Annotated in this window: 13 protein-coding genes; 4 read left to right on the top strand and 9 right to left on the bottom strand. The window is 64.3% G+C overall.

Features of this window, described 5'->3' with window-relative positions; genetic code table 11:
• Window positions 1-24 precede the first annotated feature (24 nt).
• The gene (dctP, locus tag RBB31_RS06355; RefSeq protein ID WP_306128429.1) at window positions 25-1,011 is read right to left on the bottom strand and encodes a TRAP transporter substrate-binding protein DctP; all 987 of its coding nucleotides are present in this window, start codon (window positions 1,009-1,011) and stop codon (window positions 25-27) included.
• Between the two features lie 132 nt (window positions 1,012-1,143).
• On the opposite strand from dctP, the gene RBB31_RS06360 reads away from it, so the two are divergent.
• Window positions 1,144-1,800, top strand: a complete 657-nt coding sequence (locus RBB31_RS06360) for a GntR family transcriptional regulator (RefSeq protein WP_306128430.1) — start codon at window positions 1,144-1,146, stop codon at window positions 1,798-1,800.
• Between the two features lie 9 nt (window positions 1,801-1,809).
• Here RBB31_RS06360 and RBB31_RS06365 read toward each other — a convergent pair whose 3' ends face one another.
• Complete coding sequence (locus RBB31_RS06365; protein ID WP_306128431.1) at window positions 1,810-3,132, bottom strand: aspartate aminotransferase family protein; 1,323 nt, start codon at window positions 3,130-3,132, stop codon at window positions 1,810-1,812.
• A gap of 121 nt (window positions 3,133-3,253) precedes the next feature.
• Here RBB31_RS06365 and RBB31_RS06370 point away from each other — a divergent pair, with 121 nt between their 5' ends.
• The 3 genes from RBB31_RS06370 to RBB31_RS06380 all read left to right on the top strand — a co-directional run bounded on the left by RBB31_RS06370 (window position 3,254) and on the right by RBB31_RS06380 (window position 7,349).
• The gene (locus RBB31_RS06370; RefSeq protein WP_306128432.1) at window positions 3,254-4,213 is read left to right on the top strand and encodes a TAXI family TRAP transporter solute-binding subunit; all 960 of its coding nucleotides are present in this window, start codon (window positions 3,254-3,256) and stop codon (window positions 4,211-4,213) included.
• A 68-nt stretch (window positions 4,214-4,281) separates the two neighbouring features.
• A complete protein-coding gene (locus RBB31_RS06375) occupies window positions 4,282-6,918 on the top strand; it encodes a TRAP transporter permease (protein WP_371931299.1) in 2,637 nt (878 codons plus the stop codon).
• An 11-nt stretch (window positions 6,919-6,929) separates the two neighbouring features.
• Window positions 6,930-7,349 (top strand): universal stress protein, encoded by a 420-nt coding sequence (locus tag RBB31_RS06380; protein ID WP_306128433.1) that lies wholly within the window; start codon window positions 6,930-6,932, stop codon window positions 7,347-7,349.
• Here RBB31_RS06380 and rnc read toward each other — a convergent pair.
• The 7 genes from rnc to RBB31_RS06415 form a co-directional block, all read right to left on the bottom strand.
• On the bottom strand, window positions 7,346-8,035 hold the full coding sequence (gene rnc / locus RBB31_RS06385) for a ribonuclease III (RefSeq protein WP_306128434.1): 690 nt from the start codon (window positions 8,033-8,035) through the stop codon (window positions 7,346-7,348). The two genes, RBB31_RS06380 and rnc, sit on opposite strands and share 4 nt — an antisense overlap.
• Window positions 8,036-8,042: 7 nt before the next feature.
• Window positions 8,043-8,882, bottom strand: coding sequence for a signal peptidase I (gene lepB / locus RBB31_RS06390; RefSeq protein WP_306128435.1), 840 nt, complete (start codon window positions 8,880-8,882; stop codon window positions 8,043-8,045).
• A gap of 113 nt (window positions 8,883-8,995) precedes the next feature.
• Window positions 8,996-9,397 carry a holo-ACP synthase gene (gene acpS / locus RBB31_RS06395; RefSeq protein WP_306128436.1) on the bottom strand — a complete coding sequence of 134 codons (402 nt, stop codon included), beginning with the start codon at window positions 9,395-9,397 and terminating at the stop codon, window positions 8,996-8,998.
• Between the two features lie 188 nt (window positions 9,398-9,585).
• Window positions 9,586-10,029, bottom strand: a complete 444-nt coding sequence (locus RBB31_RS06400; RefSeq protein WP_306128437.1) for an ABZJ_00895 family protein — start codon at window positions 10,027-10,029, stop codon at window positions 9,586-9,588.
• Window positions 10,026-10,796 (bottom strand): pyridoxine 5'-phosphate synthase, encoded by a 771-nt coding sequence (locus tag RBB31_RS06405; RefSeq protein WP_306128438.1) that lies wholly within the window; start codon window positions 10,794-10,796, stop codon window positions 10,026-10,028. The genes RBB31_RS06400 and RBB31_RS06405 overlap by 4 nt, the downstream gene beginning before the upstream one ends.
• A 38-nt stretch (window positions 10,797-10,834) precedes the next feature.
• Complete coding sequence (locus RBB31_RS06410; protein ID WP_306128439.1) at window positions 10,835-11,548, bottom strand: DUF2062 domain-containing protein; 714 nt, start codon at window positions 11,546-11,548, stop codon at window positions 10,835-10,837.
• 19 nt (window positions 11,549-11,567) lie between these two features.
• Window positions 11,568-13,712, bottom strand: coding sequence for a bifunctional (p)ppGpp synthetase/guanosine-3',5'-bis(diphosphate) 3'-pyrophosphohydrolase (locus RBB31_RS06415; protein WP_306128440.1), 2,145 nt, complete (start codon window positions 13,710-13,712; stop codon window positions 11,568-11,570).
• Between the last annotated feature and the right edge of the window lie 30 nt (window positions 13,713-13,742).

The following is a 13,742-nucleotide window of genomic DNA, read 5'->3' on the forward strand; positions in this document are numbered from 1 at the left end:
GGCCCCGACGAATGGTTCAGCGGATCACTCGACGGCCAGCGCCTTGTCCAGCAGTTCCTGACCTTCGGGCGAGCCTTCCAGGAACGCTTTATAGGCGGTCTCCTGCGCGATCTCGCGCCAGGCGTCGAACTCTTCCTGGCTCATCTCGGCGATCTCCACGCCATTGTCCGCAAAGACCTGGCGCGCATTGCCGTCCTGGCTCTTGGCTTCTTCCAGATAGAACGCCTCCGCCTTCTCGGCGGCCTCCATCAGCGCGGTCTGCTGTTCCTCGCTCAGGCTTTCGAACTTGGATTTGTTCATCAAGAGCGGCTGATACATGAACCACAGCGCATAGTCGCCCGCCGGGGTAAAGCACGACACCTGCTCGTAGATGCGGTAGCTGACAAAGGACGAGGACGAGGTGTTCGCGGCATCCAGAACACCCGTCTGCATGGCGTTATAGATCTCGGCCGAGCTCATCGAGGCGATCGACGCACCGGCGCCCGCCAGCATCTGCTCGAACGCCTTGCCCGCCGCGCGGGTCTGCAGGCCTTCCACGTCCTCCGGCGCGGTGATGCACTTTTCCTTGCCCGCGAAACCGCCGGCCAGGTAGCCGTGCACGAGGACCATGATGTCATCCTCGGCCATGATATCCTCGATATCGCCCATGAACTCGGACTCGTTCAGACGCGCGGCATGGTCGTGGTTCTTCACCAGTCCCGGCATCAGGGTCAGGTTGTAGGCGTTGCGCAGGCCGCCTGCATAGGACAGCGGAAAGACGATCATGTCGACCTGCCCGCGGGCCAGCGGCTTGTACTGCTCTCGCGCCTTGAACAGCGACTGCGAGGGGAAGATCTGGATATCCAGATCAACATCCGCCGCCGCGACCTCGTCGGCGACCATCTGCGCCACCTTGTGACGCACGTCGCTGGTGGACCACTGGTGCGACAGGCGCAGCTCTTCGGCGCTTGCCGTAAAGCTGCCTGCGAAAAGGGCTGCTGCCGCGACCGCGGCTGTGAAATTCAGTTTCATGTGTTCCTCCCAAAACGTCCTGATTCGTGTTCGGACTGCCCGAACCCTAACGAGATTGTGTCGTCAGTCAAATTTTTTGTATACAAGAACGGATTTCTTGCGCTCTACGCGGCGCTGTGCTAGCGGATTTACATGGAACGCAAGCGTGCAGACCTCATCGCGGACGCCATCGAGGAGTTGATCCTCGAGGGGACGTTCGACGATGGCGACCGGCTTGACGAAGTTCAGCTGGCCGAACGTTTCGACGTTTCCCGAACGCCAATTCGTGAGGCTCTTCAACGACTTGCGCTCTCTGGCCTCGTCGAACAGATTCCCCGGCGCGGCGTGTTCGTGCGGCAACCCGGGCCGGTCGAACTGATCGAGATGTTCGAGGTGATGGCAGAGCTTGAAGCGATCTGCGCGCGGCTGGCCGCGTCGCGCATCTCGGATGAGGCGCTGGCCCGGCTGCGCATGATCAATGACCGGTGCCGAGCGGCGACAGAGGCGCAGGACGCCGACGGAAACTACCACCAGAACGACCTTTTCCATGCCACGCTCTACGCCCAGACTGGCAACGCGTTTCTGGAACAGGAGTGCTTGCGGCTACAGCGCCGCCTGCGCCCTTTCCGCCGCCTGCAACTGCGCTGGCGCGGGCGGATGGCGCAATCGGTAGCCGAACATGACGCGATCCTTGCGGCCATCGAGTCCGGCGAGGGTGAGCAGGCCAGCAATCTGCTGCGCCAGCACGTCACCGTTCAGGGCGAGAAATTCCACCGCCTGATGTCCAGCCTGAAAGCCGCTGCCGAATAGGCACGCCGCTCAGGCCAGCGCGGTGTCCACCGCCGTTCCCAGCTTGTGGACCAACTCATCGACCTGGTCCTCGGTCAGGATGAAGGGCGGCGCCAGCAGTACGTGATCGCCGCGTTGACCATCCACCGTGCCGCCCATCGGGTAGCAGATCAGCCCCGCCTCGAACGCCGCCGCCTTGATCCTGGCGTGCAGCTTGCGGGCCGGGTCGAACGGCGCCTTGGTGTCTCGGTCCTCCACCAACTCGATCCCCTGGAACAGCCCGCGCCCGCGGATGTCGCCCACATGCGGATGGTGCCCGAACCGCTCGACCAGCCGCGCGCGCAGCGCCTCTCCCAGAGGGGCGACGCGCGCCGCCACTCCGTCGTCCAGCAAGCGGTCCAGAACCGCGCCCGCCGCCGCACAGGCGGTGGGGTGCCCCAGGTAGGTGTGCCCATGCTGGAAGAACCCCGATCCTTCGGCGATCGTGTCGTGAATCTCGGCGGTGCAGAGCATGGCACCGATCGGCTGATACCCCGCGCCCAGCCCCTTGGCGATGGCGCAGATATCCGGCGCTATGCCGTCCTGCTCGCACGCGAAAAGTGTTCCGGTGCGCCCCATGCCGCACATCACCTCGTCGAGGATCAGCAGGATGCCATGCCTGTCGCAGACCTCCCGCACCGCGCGGTAATACCCCGCTACGGGCGGCACTGCGCCCAGCGTCGCCCCCACCACGGGTTCGGCTACGAAGGCCATGATCGTCTCGGGGCCGTACTCCTCGATCTCGGCATCCAGTTCGGCCACCAGCCGCGCGACATAGCCCTGCGCCGTCTCGCCCTCCTGCATTCCGCGATAGGCATAGCACGGCGAGACATGACTCACCTCCATCAAGAGCGGCGCGAAAGGCGCCCGCCGCCACGCATTGCCGCCCGTGGCCAGCGCCCCCAGCGTGTTGCCGTGATAGCTTTGCCGCCGCGCGATCACCCGGCTGCGCTGCGGTTGTCCAGCCTCGATGAAATACTGCCGCGCCAGCTTCAGGGCCGCTTCCATCGCCTCGGACCCGCCCGACACGAAATAGACCCGCGCCAGGTCGCCGGGTGCCACGGCCGCGAGCCGGGCCGCGAGCGCCTCGGCGGGCTCGGACGTCATAAACCCGGTATGGGCAAAGGCGACCCGGTCAAGTTGCGCCTTGATCGCTTGAGTCACGTGCGGATCGCCATGGCCCAGGCAGGACACCGCCGCGCCACCCGATCCGTCCAGATAGGCCTTTCCGGACTGGTCGAAGAGATAGGCCCCCTCGCCCCGCGTGACGGTCGGCGGTTCGACGCGGCTGTTGCGGTGAAACACGTGGCTCATTCGGCTAACACTTTGAATCTATTCATTTGTCGCCTCATGGTCTTGCAAGCCCGGCCAGTTCTGGCTCTACTGGCCCCATCGACTCATCTCGAGATGATGTTCGCAACTAAGGGAGAACACCATGAAAAACTACCTTCTCGGCGCCTTCGCCGCCGCAGGAATCGCCATTTCCGCGCCGGCCTCGGCGCAGGAATTCATTTCCATCGGCACCGGTGGCGTGACAGGCGTTTACTATCCCACCGGGGGCGCGATCTGTCGTCTCGTCAACAAGTCCCGCAAGGATCACGGCATCCGCTGCGCCGTGGAATCCACCGGGGGTTCGGTCTACAACATCAACACGATCAAGGCCGGCGAGCTGGAATTCGGCGTGGCGCAGTCCGACTGGCAGTACCATGCCTATAACGGCACCTCGACCTTCTCGGACAATCCGTTTCCGGAAATCCGCTCGGTCTTTTCGGTCCACCCCGAACCCTTTACGCTGATCGCCCGGTCCGACGCCGGCATCGAGAGCTTCGAGGATCTCAAGGGCAAGCGCTTCAACGTCGGCAATGCCGGCTCCGGCCTGCGCGCCACGACCGAGGTGCTGATGGCCGAGTACGGCATGACCATGGACGACTTCGCGCTCGCCACCGAGTACAAGGGGTCGGAGATGTCGCAGCAACTCTGCGACGGCAACATCGACGCCATGGTCTACGTCGTGGGTCACCCGGCCGCCGCCATCCAGGAAGCGGCGACCACCTGTGACGTCACTCTCGTGAACGTCACCGGCGACGTGATCGACAAGCTGATCGACGAAAATCCCTATTACCGTACCGCCACGGTTCCCGGCGGCATGTACGCCGGCAATGACGAGGACGTCACCACCTTCGGCGTCGGCGCGACCCTCGTGACATCCGCCGACGTGTCGGAAGACACGGTATACGTGCTTGCGAAGGCGGTCATGGAGAACATCGACGACTTCCGCCAGTTGCACCCGGCCTTCGCCAACCTCGAGCCTGCCGAAATGGTTCAGGATGCCCTGTCGGCCCCGCTGCATGCCGGTGCCGAAAAGGCCTACAAGGAACTGGGCCTGATGGAATAAGCCCGCGGGCTTCGAAGGGCGCCCCCTCGCGGGCGCCCTTTTACTTCATAGGAATTGCCTGAGGGGGCATGACAGTGAGCGATCTGACCGAAAACACACGTTCCGCCGACGACATGTTGGCCGAGACCGATACCGGCGCCCGCAACCCGTCCGCGGCCTGGCAGACCAAGCTGATCATCGGCACCTGTATCGCCTGGTCCATCTTTCAGCTCTACATCGCCTCGCGCGTCCCCGGCATCGTGGCCCAGGCCACGGGCATGTCGATCTTCGCCAATATCGTCGCACAGGCCCGCTTCGTGCACCTGGCCTTTGCCATCATGCTGGCGACGCTCGCCTTTCCGCTGTTCAAATCCTCGCCCCGCGACCGGATTCCGCTTTATGACTGGGCTTTGGTGATCCTGGGTGTGTCGGCCTGTCTTTATCTGGTGGTGTTCCGGTTCGAGATCGCCGACCGACCGGGCCTGTGGAACACCACGGACGTCACCATGTCGGCCATCGGGATGATCGTGCTTCTGGTCTCGGTCTACCGCTCGCTGGGCCTGCCACTGGTCATCATCGCGTGCTGCTTCATCCTGTTCGCCTTTTTCGGCGGGTATTCGGAATGGGCGCGCAACATCACCAATTACGGCGGCTCGTCGCTGCCCAAGGCACTGGGTCACTACTGGATGCAGACCGAAGGGGTGTTCGGCGTGGCGCTCGGCGTGTCGACCACGATGATCTTCCTTTTCGTCCTGTTCGGCGCCCTGCTGGACCGGGCCGGCGGCGGCAACTGGTTCATCAAGGTGGCCATCGCGCTTCTGGGCGCGCTGCGCGGCGGGCCAGCCAAGGCATCGGTTCTGTCGTCGATGATGACCGGCATGATCTCGGGCTCGTCCATCGCCAACACTGTCACCACCGGCACCTTTACGATCCCGCTGATGAAGCGCATCGGCTTTCCGGCGGAAAAGGCCGGCGCGGTCGAGGTGGCCTCGTCCACCAACGGCCAGCTGACACCGCCCGTGATGGGCGCGGCGGCCTTCCTGATGGTCGAATACGTCAACATTCCCTATATCGACGTGGTCAAGCACGCCTTCCTTCCGGCGGTCATCTCCTACATCGCTCTGCTCTACATCGTGCACCTGGAAAGCCTGAAGATGGGCCTCAAGGGGCTGGAAAAACCCGGCCGCCGCATCGGCGTTCTGATGATCCTGATCCTGTTCCTGTCGGGCTTCCTCTTCCTTGCCCTCTGCACCTTCCTGATGATCGGCCTGCGCGGCATCCTCGAGCCAATCATGGGCAACTCGGTCTATGCGGCGGTGGCGCTCGTGGCCGTGCTCTACATCGTGCTCGTCGCCATCGCGGCCCGCTATCCTGATCTGCAACTGGACAAGGATGAAGGCGGCCCGCCCGTCGCACCGCGTCTGACGCCCACACTGATCGGCGGGCTCTACTTCGCGATCCCGATCTTCATCCTGGTGTGGAACCTGATGGTGCGCACCGACACGCTCGACCGGTTGTCGCCCGCGCTCTCGGCCTTCTGGGCCACGATCTTCATGATCATCATCGCGCTAACGCACCGTCCGCTCAAGGCGATGTTCCGCGGCGAGGGTTTTGCCGGCGAAACCTGGCACGGCTGGCGCGACTTCATCGACGGCCTGATCCTGGGCGCGCGCAACATGATCGGCATCGGGGTCGCGACCGGGGCCGCCGGCATCATCGTCGGCACGATCAGCCTGACAGGCGCGCACCAGGTCATCGGCCAGGTGATCGAGGTGATCTCGGGCGGCAACCTGATGATCCTGCTGTTCCTCGTGGCGGTCCTGTCACTGATCCTCGGCATGGGCCTGCCGACCACTGCGAACTACATCGTCGTCTCCTCGCTGATGGCGCCCGTCATCGTGTCCGTGGGCGCACAGGCGGGCCTGATCGTGCCGCTCATCGCCGTGCACATGTTCGTGTTCTACTTCGGCATTCTCGCCGATGACACGCCGCCTGTGGGCCTTGCCGCCTATGCCGCCGCCGCCATCTCGCGCGGCGACCCGATCAAGACGGGTATCCAGGGGTTCGGCTATGACATCCGCACAGCGCTTCTGCCCTTCCTCTTCATCTTCAACACCGACCTGCTGCTGATCGACGTCGGCTTTGCCAAGGCGATCATGGTCTTCTGCATATCGCTCATAGCCATGTTGCTCTTCGCGGCGGCGACGCAAGGGTATTTCATCGCCAAGTCCCGGAAATGGGAAAGCGCGGCGCTGCTTTTCATCGCCTTCATGCTGTTCCGTCCGGGGTTCTTCCTCGACCAGATCTCGGAGCCCTACCAGACCGCCACCGGAACCGAGGTCTATGCGCTCATGGACAGCGCCGACACCGGCCAGCCGATGCGCCTGACCATCGAAGGCCCCGATTTCGACACGGGCGAGAACAGGCCCATCACCATTTCGGTGCCCGGAATCGAGGACGACGGCACCGCCGCCCTGTCCGAACAGGGCCTCAGCATCTTCGAAGAGGACGGCCAGTTGAAGCTCGAGGAACCCTTCCCCGGCACACCGCATTTCGAGGCCATCGGCATCGAATACGACTTCTACGGCGACAGCCCCGTGGTGGTCAGCAAGGTCGAGATCGAGAACGAGCGCCTGCCCAAGGAACTGTTCTTCATCCCCGCCCTGATCCTGCTGGCCGGCATCGTCCTGATCCAGCGGCCCCGCGCCAAGCAACCCGCCTTCTGAGGAGAACCGTGATGTTCCAGAAACTACTGCTGGCGATCGATATCAACGCGATGGAAGGCGCCAACCGTTTGGCACAGGCGGCCAGGCTGCTTGCCGCCGGCGACGGCGCCGAAATCCACGTCATCAACGTGGTTCCCGGCAGCGGCATGAACATGGTCGGGGCCGCGTTTGAGGGCGACTATAACCGCTCGGCAAAAGGCGCCGCCGAAAAGGCGCTGAAAGACTGGACGGATGGCGCCTTCGACGGCAAGGCGCATGTGCATGTGACCGAGGGAAATATCTATGACAGCGTGTTGCGCACGGCCGACAAGATCGGCGCCGACGTGATCGTCGTGGGCGCGCACCGGCCCGAGTTGCGCGACTACCTCGTGGGCCCCAACGCTGCGCGGATCACCCGCCATGCCAACCAGTCGGTCATCGTCATACGCTAGGAGTTTTTGGCGGTCACCCGCGCCAGCAATGCTTTCGCGGCGGTCTGCTCGGCCTGTCGCTTGGCCCCGGCGGTCGCCTGCTCGGCCTCGCCGTTCTCCAGCCGCGCCTCGATGGTGAATTGCGGCGCGTGGTCCGGCCCGCTGCGGGCGGTCTCCGCGTAGACGGGCGGGGCCAGCCCCTGCGCCTGTGCCCATTCCTGAAGCGCGGTCTTGGCGTCCCGCGCATCGGCCTTGACGGATGTCACGCGGTCCCCCCACAGCCGCAGGATCACCTCCTGCGCCGCATCGAACCCGGCATCGCGGTAGACGGCGGCGATCACCGCCTCCATCGCATCGCCGAGCAGCGCCTGCTTGCGCCGCCCGCCCGACATCATCTCGGACCGGCCCAGTTTCAGAACCGCGCCAAGGTCGATCTGCCGCGCCACCTCGGCGCAGGTCTCCTTACGCACCAGCGCGTTGTAGCGCGGCGCAAGCTGGCCTTCGGCGGCGCCCTTGTCGCTTTCCAGGAGCGCCTCGGCAATCACCAGCCCCAGCACCCTGTCGCCGAGGAACTCCAGCCGCTGGTTGTCATCCCGGTTGGCCGTGGTCATCGACCCGTGCGTCACGGCCCGCACCAGCAGCTCCGGCCGCCCGAACGCATGCCCCAGGCGGCTCTCGAAAGCCTTGAGATCGCCTGAGAGCTTCATCACTGCATCAGTCCAGCTTTTCGAAAAAGCGGTCGCCGCGCCATGTCCAGAAGAACAGCATCGACCGGCCTGCGGAGGAAAAGATCACCCGGTCCGCGCGTCCGATCAGGTTCTCGAAAGGAACATACCCCACCCCGCCCGGGGCCGTCAGCGGCGCGCGGCTATCGGTGGAATTGTCGCGGTTGTCGCCCATGAAGAAATAATGCCCGTCCGGCACCTCGTAGACTCCCGTGCTGTCGTAGCGCTGAGGGCCCACGTTCAGGATACTGTGCGACACGCCGTTCGGCAGGGTTTCGATCTTGCGTTCCTTTTCGCAGATACCGCCCACGCCGACAGCGCCATTGGCGCAGCGCGGCGTCTTGCCCAGCGGCCCCTGCGGCTCCAGCACTTCCTCGAAGTTTCCGGCGTCTTCCAATTCGACCGGCTCGCCGTTGATATGCAGCACGCCCTCTTTCATCTGGATACGTTCGCCGGGCAGGCCCACGACGCGCTTGATGTAATCCGTGCCGTTGCTGGGATGACGGAACACGATGATGTCGCCACGCTCGGGTTCCGAGCCGAAGAGCCGCGTGTTGTCGCCATCCAGGAACCCGCAGATGTTCTTGGCGTCGATATCCAGCCCGATCCGCTCGATCTTGATGTTCGGGCAGGACGCATAGGAATAGCCATATGCGAACTTGTTGACGAACAGGAAATCCCCGATCAGCAGCGTGTCCTTCATCGACCCGGACGGGATCCAGAAGGGCTGGAACAGGATCGTGCGGAAAACACCGGCGATCAGCAGCGCCCAGAACACCGTCTTGATGGTCTCCCAGATCGTGCTCGATGTCTTGGATTCTTCGGCCATGCCTGCCTCCGGTTGCTCTTCTGCGCTACATGCGGGGCGGGGGGACGGGTGTCAAGCCACGCTCGCGTCAGCGGCCCGGGTTGCGGTCTGCGACACCACCACGCAGGGGTGCATCACGTCGCCCGCCGCGCCTCGATCACCACGAAGGCCTGCGCCCAGGGATGGTCATCTGTCAGCGTGACATGGATAATCGCCTCGTGCCCCTCGGGCGTCATTTCCGCCAGCCGTTCCGCGGCCCAGCCCGTGACCTTCATCACCGGCTGCCCGGTCTCCAGGTTGCTGACCGCCATGTCCTTCCAGGCGATCCCCATGCGCAGGCCGGTGCCCAGCGCCTTGGAACACGCCTCCTTGGCCGCCCACCGCTTGGCGTATGTGCCGGCCACGTCGCGGCGCCGCTCGGCCTTGCGCTGCTCCACGTCGGTGAAGACGCGGTTGCGGAACCGGTCGCCGAACCGCTCCAGCGTGCCGGCGATCCGGTCGATATTCGCAAGGTCCGTGCCGATTCCCAGGATCATGAGTGCGCCCCTTATCCGGCTGAAAACAGGGGGAAACTTACAACCAAAGCCCAGGCAAGCGCCAGCCCCGGACCGACACTCTCCCCAACGCCGCCAAAACGTGACCCGGCAAGATCAAAAAGCCCAGCCGCGCCAAGATGCGACGGCCCCCTCCGGATGCAGGCACCGGCCATCAGCCACGCCACCTGTCATTTTCCGGGCCGCTCGTTACGGGCCTTGTCGCGGCTCATCGTGTTGCCCGCGCCGATGCCGAAAAAGAACCGGTTGGCCAGCAGGTAGCCCCCCGCGTACATCAACAGCAGCGTCACGAATTGCTGCGATCCCGGCGCGGCGATGGCCAGCTTGGCGAATTCCGGCGCCACGGTCGGTCCGGCATAAGCCAGGGCCACGTTCAAAACCGTTGCCACGCCCATCGCGATGAAGGCAAAGCGCCATGCCCCGCCCGACCCGGGCAGCGCCGCGTGGCGGCGGACATATTGCTGCCCTTCGATCAATGCGGCGATCATTGCCGGCACCATGATCTGTGCCGCCGATCCCAGCATCTCGTCCTTGGTTATGTCCAACAGCCGTACAACCTGCGCCACGCCGATGGCGACGGCCAAAAAAACGACCCCGTAGCGCAGCCAGGTCATCCAGCCGTCCGCAACGCGTCGCTGCGCGCCTCGTCCATCAGCCGCCGCATCTCGCCGATCGCCGGCCCCAGCCCGCGAAAGATCGATTCTCCTATCAGGAAATGCCCGATATTCAGCTCCATGACCTCGGGAAACGCCGCGATGGGCTTTACCGTATCGTAGGTCAGCCCGTGACCGGCATGCACCTCCAGCCCCAGCGAATGGGCGAAAGCGGACATGTCTCGCAGGCACTCCAGCTCCCGGTCCCGTTCTTTGAAATGTCCCTCCGCATGGGCATCGCAATAGGCGCCCGTGTGAAGCTCGATCACCTCGGCGCCGATCCGGTGGGCCGCCTCGATCTGGCGGCGGTCGGCGGCGATGAAGATGGACACCCGGCAGCCCGCCTCGCGCAAGGGTGCGATGAAATGCGCCAGCCGGTTTTCCTCGCGCGCCACTTCCAGCCCGCCCTCGGTGGTGCGTTCCTCGCGCTTTTCCGGCACGATGCACACGGCGTGCGGTTTGTGGCGCAGCGCGATCTTCTGCATTTCGTCGGTCGCCGCCATCTCGAAATTCAGCGGCAGCTTCAGCGCCGCCATAAGCCCGTCGATATCCGCGTCCGAGATGTGCCGGCGGTCCTCGCGCAGATGCGCCGTGATCCCGTCCGCCCCGGCCTCCTCGGCCAGTTTGGCGGCGCGGACCGGGTCGGGATAGGCCCCGCCCCGAGCGTTCCGCACGGTCGCCACGTGGTCGATATTCACGCCAAGGCGCAGTTTTCCGGTGTCGCTCATGACCTCTCCCGCTACAGATGCACGACTCGCTTCAGACCCTAGTGCTTCTCGATCTCCGCGTCAGCCTTGTCCTTGCGCCCGCCCCTGGCCTCTTTCGCGGCGGCTTTCTCGGCGGCTTTCTCGGCCGCCTTTTCCCGGATCGCGGCCAGCTTGGCCTTGAGCATCCCGCGGCGGCGATTCTGGTAGGCCTGGATCAGCGGCAGGCTGACATAGTAACAGGTCAGGCCCGCGATCGTGCCCGGGATCAGCCCGCCAACCATGTAGGGAAAGAACACCTCTTCATAGAAAACCGTCAGCCGGCTCCAGTCGGCGCTCTGTTCGTTGAAGATCGCCCAAAGGTTATCCTTCAGGTCCCGCCCCGCATCCACGAACTTGCTCCCAAGCGAGCCATGCGCCTCCAGCTCGGGATTGTTGCGCAGGCCCAGCAGGAAATATCCCGTCTGCAATGACGACGCCCCGATAAAGACGAATGTCAGCGGGTTGCCGAAAAAGGTCGACAGCAACGCGGCCACGATATTGCCGCGCAGGATCCACGCGACGACGGCAGCCAGAAGAAAGTGCAGACCGAAAAAAGGCGTGAAGCTGACGAACACGCCGGCCAGGATGCCCCGCGCGATCCGGTGCGGCGGGTCCGGCAGGCGCCGCACGCGGTGCTTTACATAGTGAAAAGCCCGCGTCCAACCCGATCTCGGCCAGAGAAACCGTAACGTGGCCTTCCACCAAGGCAGTCTGTCACGGCGTTTGAAAACCACGGGGCGCGGCTCCTTCGGGTCAGCTTTGTTCCGTTCCGCTACTGGCCGCCAGCCGGCCGGGATCGCGGAACCGTTCCACCGTGGCCACGTCGCTTTCGGCATCCAGAACCGAGATCACGCCATGCAGGTGTTCCGCATCGCGCAGCTCGACATCTATCAGCAGCCGGTAGAAATCCGGTTTGCGGTCCACGAATGTCAGGTCCGAGATATTGGCCTTCTGCTCTCCGATCAACGTGCAAATACGTCCCAGCACGCCGGCGTCGTTCCCGATCGTGACATCCAGGGTCGCCTCGTAGACGGCCGCGTGCGTGCCGCCATGCCACTGCAGGTCCATCCAGCGATCTGGCTGCTCTTCGTAGCGTTGCAGGTTCTCGCAGTCGATCGTGTGCACCACCACGCCCTTGCCGCGATAGGTGATCCCGACGATCCGCTCGCCGGGCAGGGGCTGACAACACGGCGCGCGGTCGAATCGCTGGTCCGGTTCAAGCCCGATAACCGCCCGGTCCAACCCCACCTCGTTGCCCGTATCCGGCGCAAGGTCCGGGTAGACCGCATTCAGAACCCGGCTGGTGGTCAGCTCGGCGCTGCCCAGACGCGCCAGAACCTCGTCGCGGCCTTTCAGGCGCAGGGTCTTGGCGGCGCGTTCCAGCGCCTTGTCGGTTGGTTTCTTGCCCACATGCTCGAACGCCGCGCGCGCCAGTTCGCGGCCCAGCCGGATATAGCGGTCCCGGTCCACCTCGCGCAGCGCCCGGCGAATTGCCGCGCGCGCCTTGCCCGTGGTGGCGATATCCAGCCACGTCGCCTGCGGCGTCTGACCGTCCGCGGTAATCACCTCGACCGACTGGCCGTTCTTGATCCGCGTCCAAAGCGGCACGCGCATGCCGTCCACCTTGGCGCCGACGCAGCCATTGCCGATGCGGGTGTGGATCGCATAGGCGAAATCGATCGGCGTCGCACCGCGCGGCAGCTTCACCACGTCGCCCTTTGGCGTAAAACAGAACACCTGGTCGGCATACATCTCCAGCTTCACCGCCTCGAGGAACTCGTCGTGGTCCTCCTCGCTGTCGAACTGCTCCGTCAGGCTGGAGATCCACTTGGCCGGATCGACGGCGAAAGGGTTCTCGGCCGGCACACCGTCCCGGTAGGACCAGTGCGCGGCCACGCCCGTCTCTGCGACCTCGTGCATCTGACGGGTCCGCAGTTGCACCTCCACCAGCTTGCCGTCGCGCCCCGATACCGTCGTGTGGATCGAACGATAGCCGTTCGACTTGGGCTGACTGATGTAATCCTTGAACCGCCCCGGCACCGCCCGCCAGCGACGGTGGATCACGCCCAGCACGCGATAGCAGTCATCCTCGGCCGCGGTGATGATCCGGAACCCGTAGATATCGCTCAGCCGGGAAAATCCCATCTCCTTTTCCTGCATCTTGCGCCAGATCGAATAGGGTTTCTTGGCTCGACCCAGGATCTCGGCCTTGATCCCGGCTTCCTGCAATTCCAGCCGCATGTCGCCGGTGATCCGCTCGATCACGTCGCCCGCCTCGCGTTGCAGGGTGATGAACCGCCGCATGATCGACGCCCGCGCCTCGGGGTTGATCACGCGAAACGCCAGGTCTTCCAGTTCCTCGCGCATCCACTGCATGCCCATCCGGCCCGCCAGCGGCGCGAAGATGTCCATCGTCTCGCGCGCTTTCTTCAGTTGCTTCTCGGGGCGCATCGCCCGGATCGTGCGCATGTTGTGAAGCCGGTCCGCCAGCTTTACCAATATCACGCGCATGTCCTTCGACATCGCCATGAACAGCTTGCGGAAATTCTCGGCCTGCTGGGTCTCGGTGCTGGAAAGTTGCAGGTTGGTCAGCTTGGTGACGCCATCGACCAGATCGGCGATCTCGCCCCCGAACCGCTCCGCCACGGCGTTGTAGGACGCGCGAGTGTCCTCGATCGTGTCGTGCAGAAGGGCGGTGATGATGGTGGCATCGTCCAGCCGCTGTTCGGTCAGGATCGCCGCCACCGCCACGGGATGGCTGAAGTAGGGCTCGCCGGAATGCCGGGTCTGGCCCTCGTGCATTTCCTGACCAAAGGCATAGGCTGCCCGGATCAGAGATGCATCACTCTTGGGGTTGTAGGCGCGGACAAGATCGACAAGCGTATCTGCACCAATCATCCGGTCCGCTTTCCGTCATCCGCCGCCCGG

Source organism: Roseovarius sp. MMSF_3350, from assembly GCF_030733425.1.
GTDB lineage: Bacteria > Pseudomonadota > Alphaproteobacteria > Rhodobacterales > Rhodobacteraceae > Roseovarius.

Bases quoted from the DNA above. Each gene is read 5' to 3' on its own strand.
- RBB31_RS06380 (WP_306128433.1), top strand. From the start codon at position 6,930: ATGTTCCAGAAACTACTGCTGGCGATCGATATCAACGCGATGGAAGGC.
- rnc (WP_306128434.1), bottom strand. From the start codon at position 8,035: ATGAAGCTCTCAGGCGATCTCAAGGCTTTCGAGAGCCGCCTGGGGCAT.
- RBB31_RS06405 (WP_306128438.1), bottom strand. From the start codon at position 10,796: ATGAGCGACACCGGAAAACTGCGCCTTGGCGTGAATATCGACCACGTG.
- RBB31_RS06375 (WP_371931299.1), top strand. From the start codon at position 4,282: ATGACAGTGAGCGATCTGACCGAAAACACACGTTCCGCCGACGACATG.
- RBB31_RS06400 (WP_306128437.1), bottom strand. From the start codon at position 10,029: ATGACCTGGCTGCGCTACGGGGTCGTTTTTTTGGCCGTCGCCATCGGC.
- RBB31_RS06365 (WP_306128431.1), bottom strand. From the start codon at position 3,132: ATGAGCCACGTGTTTCACCGCAACAGCCGCGTCGAACCGCCGACCGTC.
- RBB31_RS06370 (WP_306128432.1), top strand. From the start codon at position 3,254: ATGAAAAACTACCTTCTCGGCGCCTTCGCCGCCGCAGGAATCGCCATT.
- acpS (WP_306128436.1), bottom strand. From the start codon at position 9,397: ATGATCCTGGGAATCGGCACGGACCTTGCGAATATCGACCGGATCGCC.
- RBB31_RS06360 (WP_306128430.1), top strand. From the start codon at position 1,144: ATGGAACGCAAGCGTGCAGACCTCATCGCGGACGCCATCGAGGAGTTG.
- lepB (WP_306128435.1), bottom strand. From the start codon at position 8,882: ATGGCCGAAGAATCCAAGACATCGAGCACGATCTGGGAGACCATCAAG.
- RBB31_RS06415 (WP_306128440.1), bottom strand. From the start codon at position 13,712: ATGATTGGTGCAGATACGCTTGTCGATCTTGTCCGCGCCTACAACCCC.
- dctP (WP_306128429.1), bottom strand. From the start codon at position 1,011: ATGAAACTGAATTTCACAGCCGCGGTCGCGGCAGCAGCCCTTTTCGCA.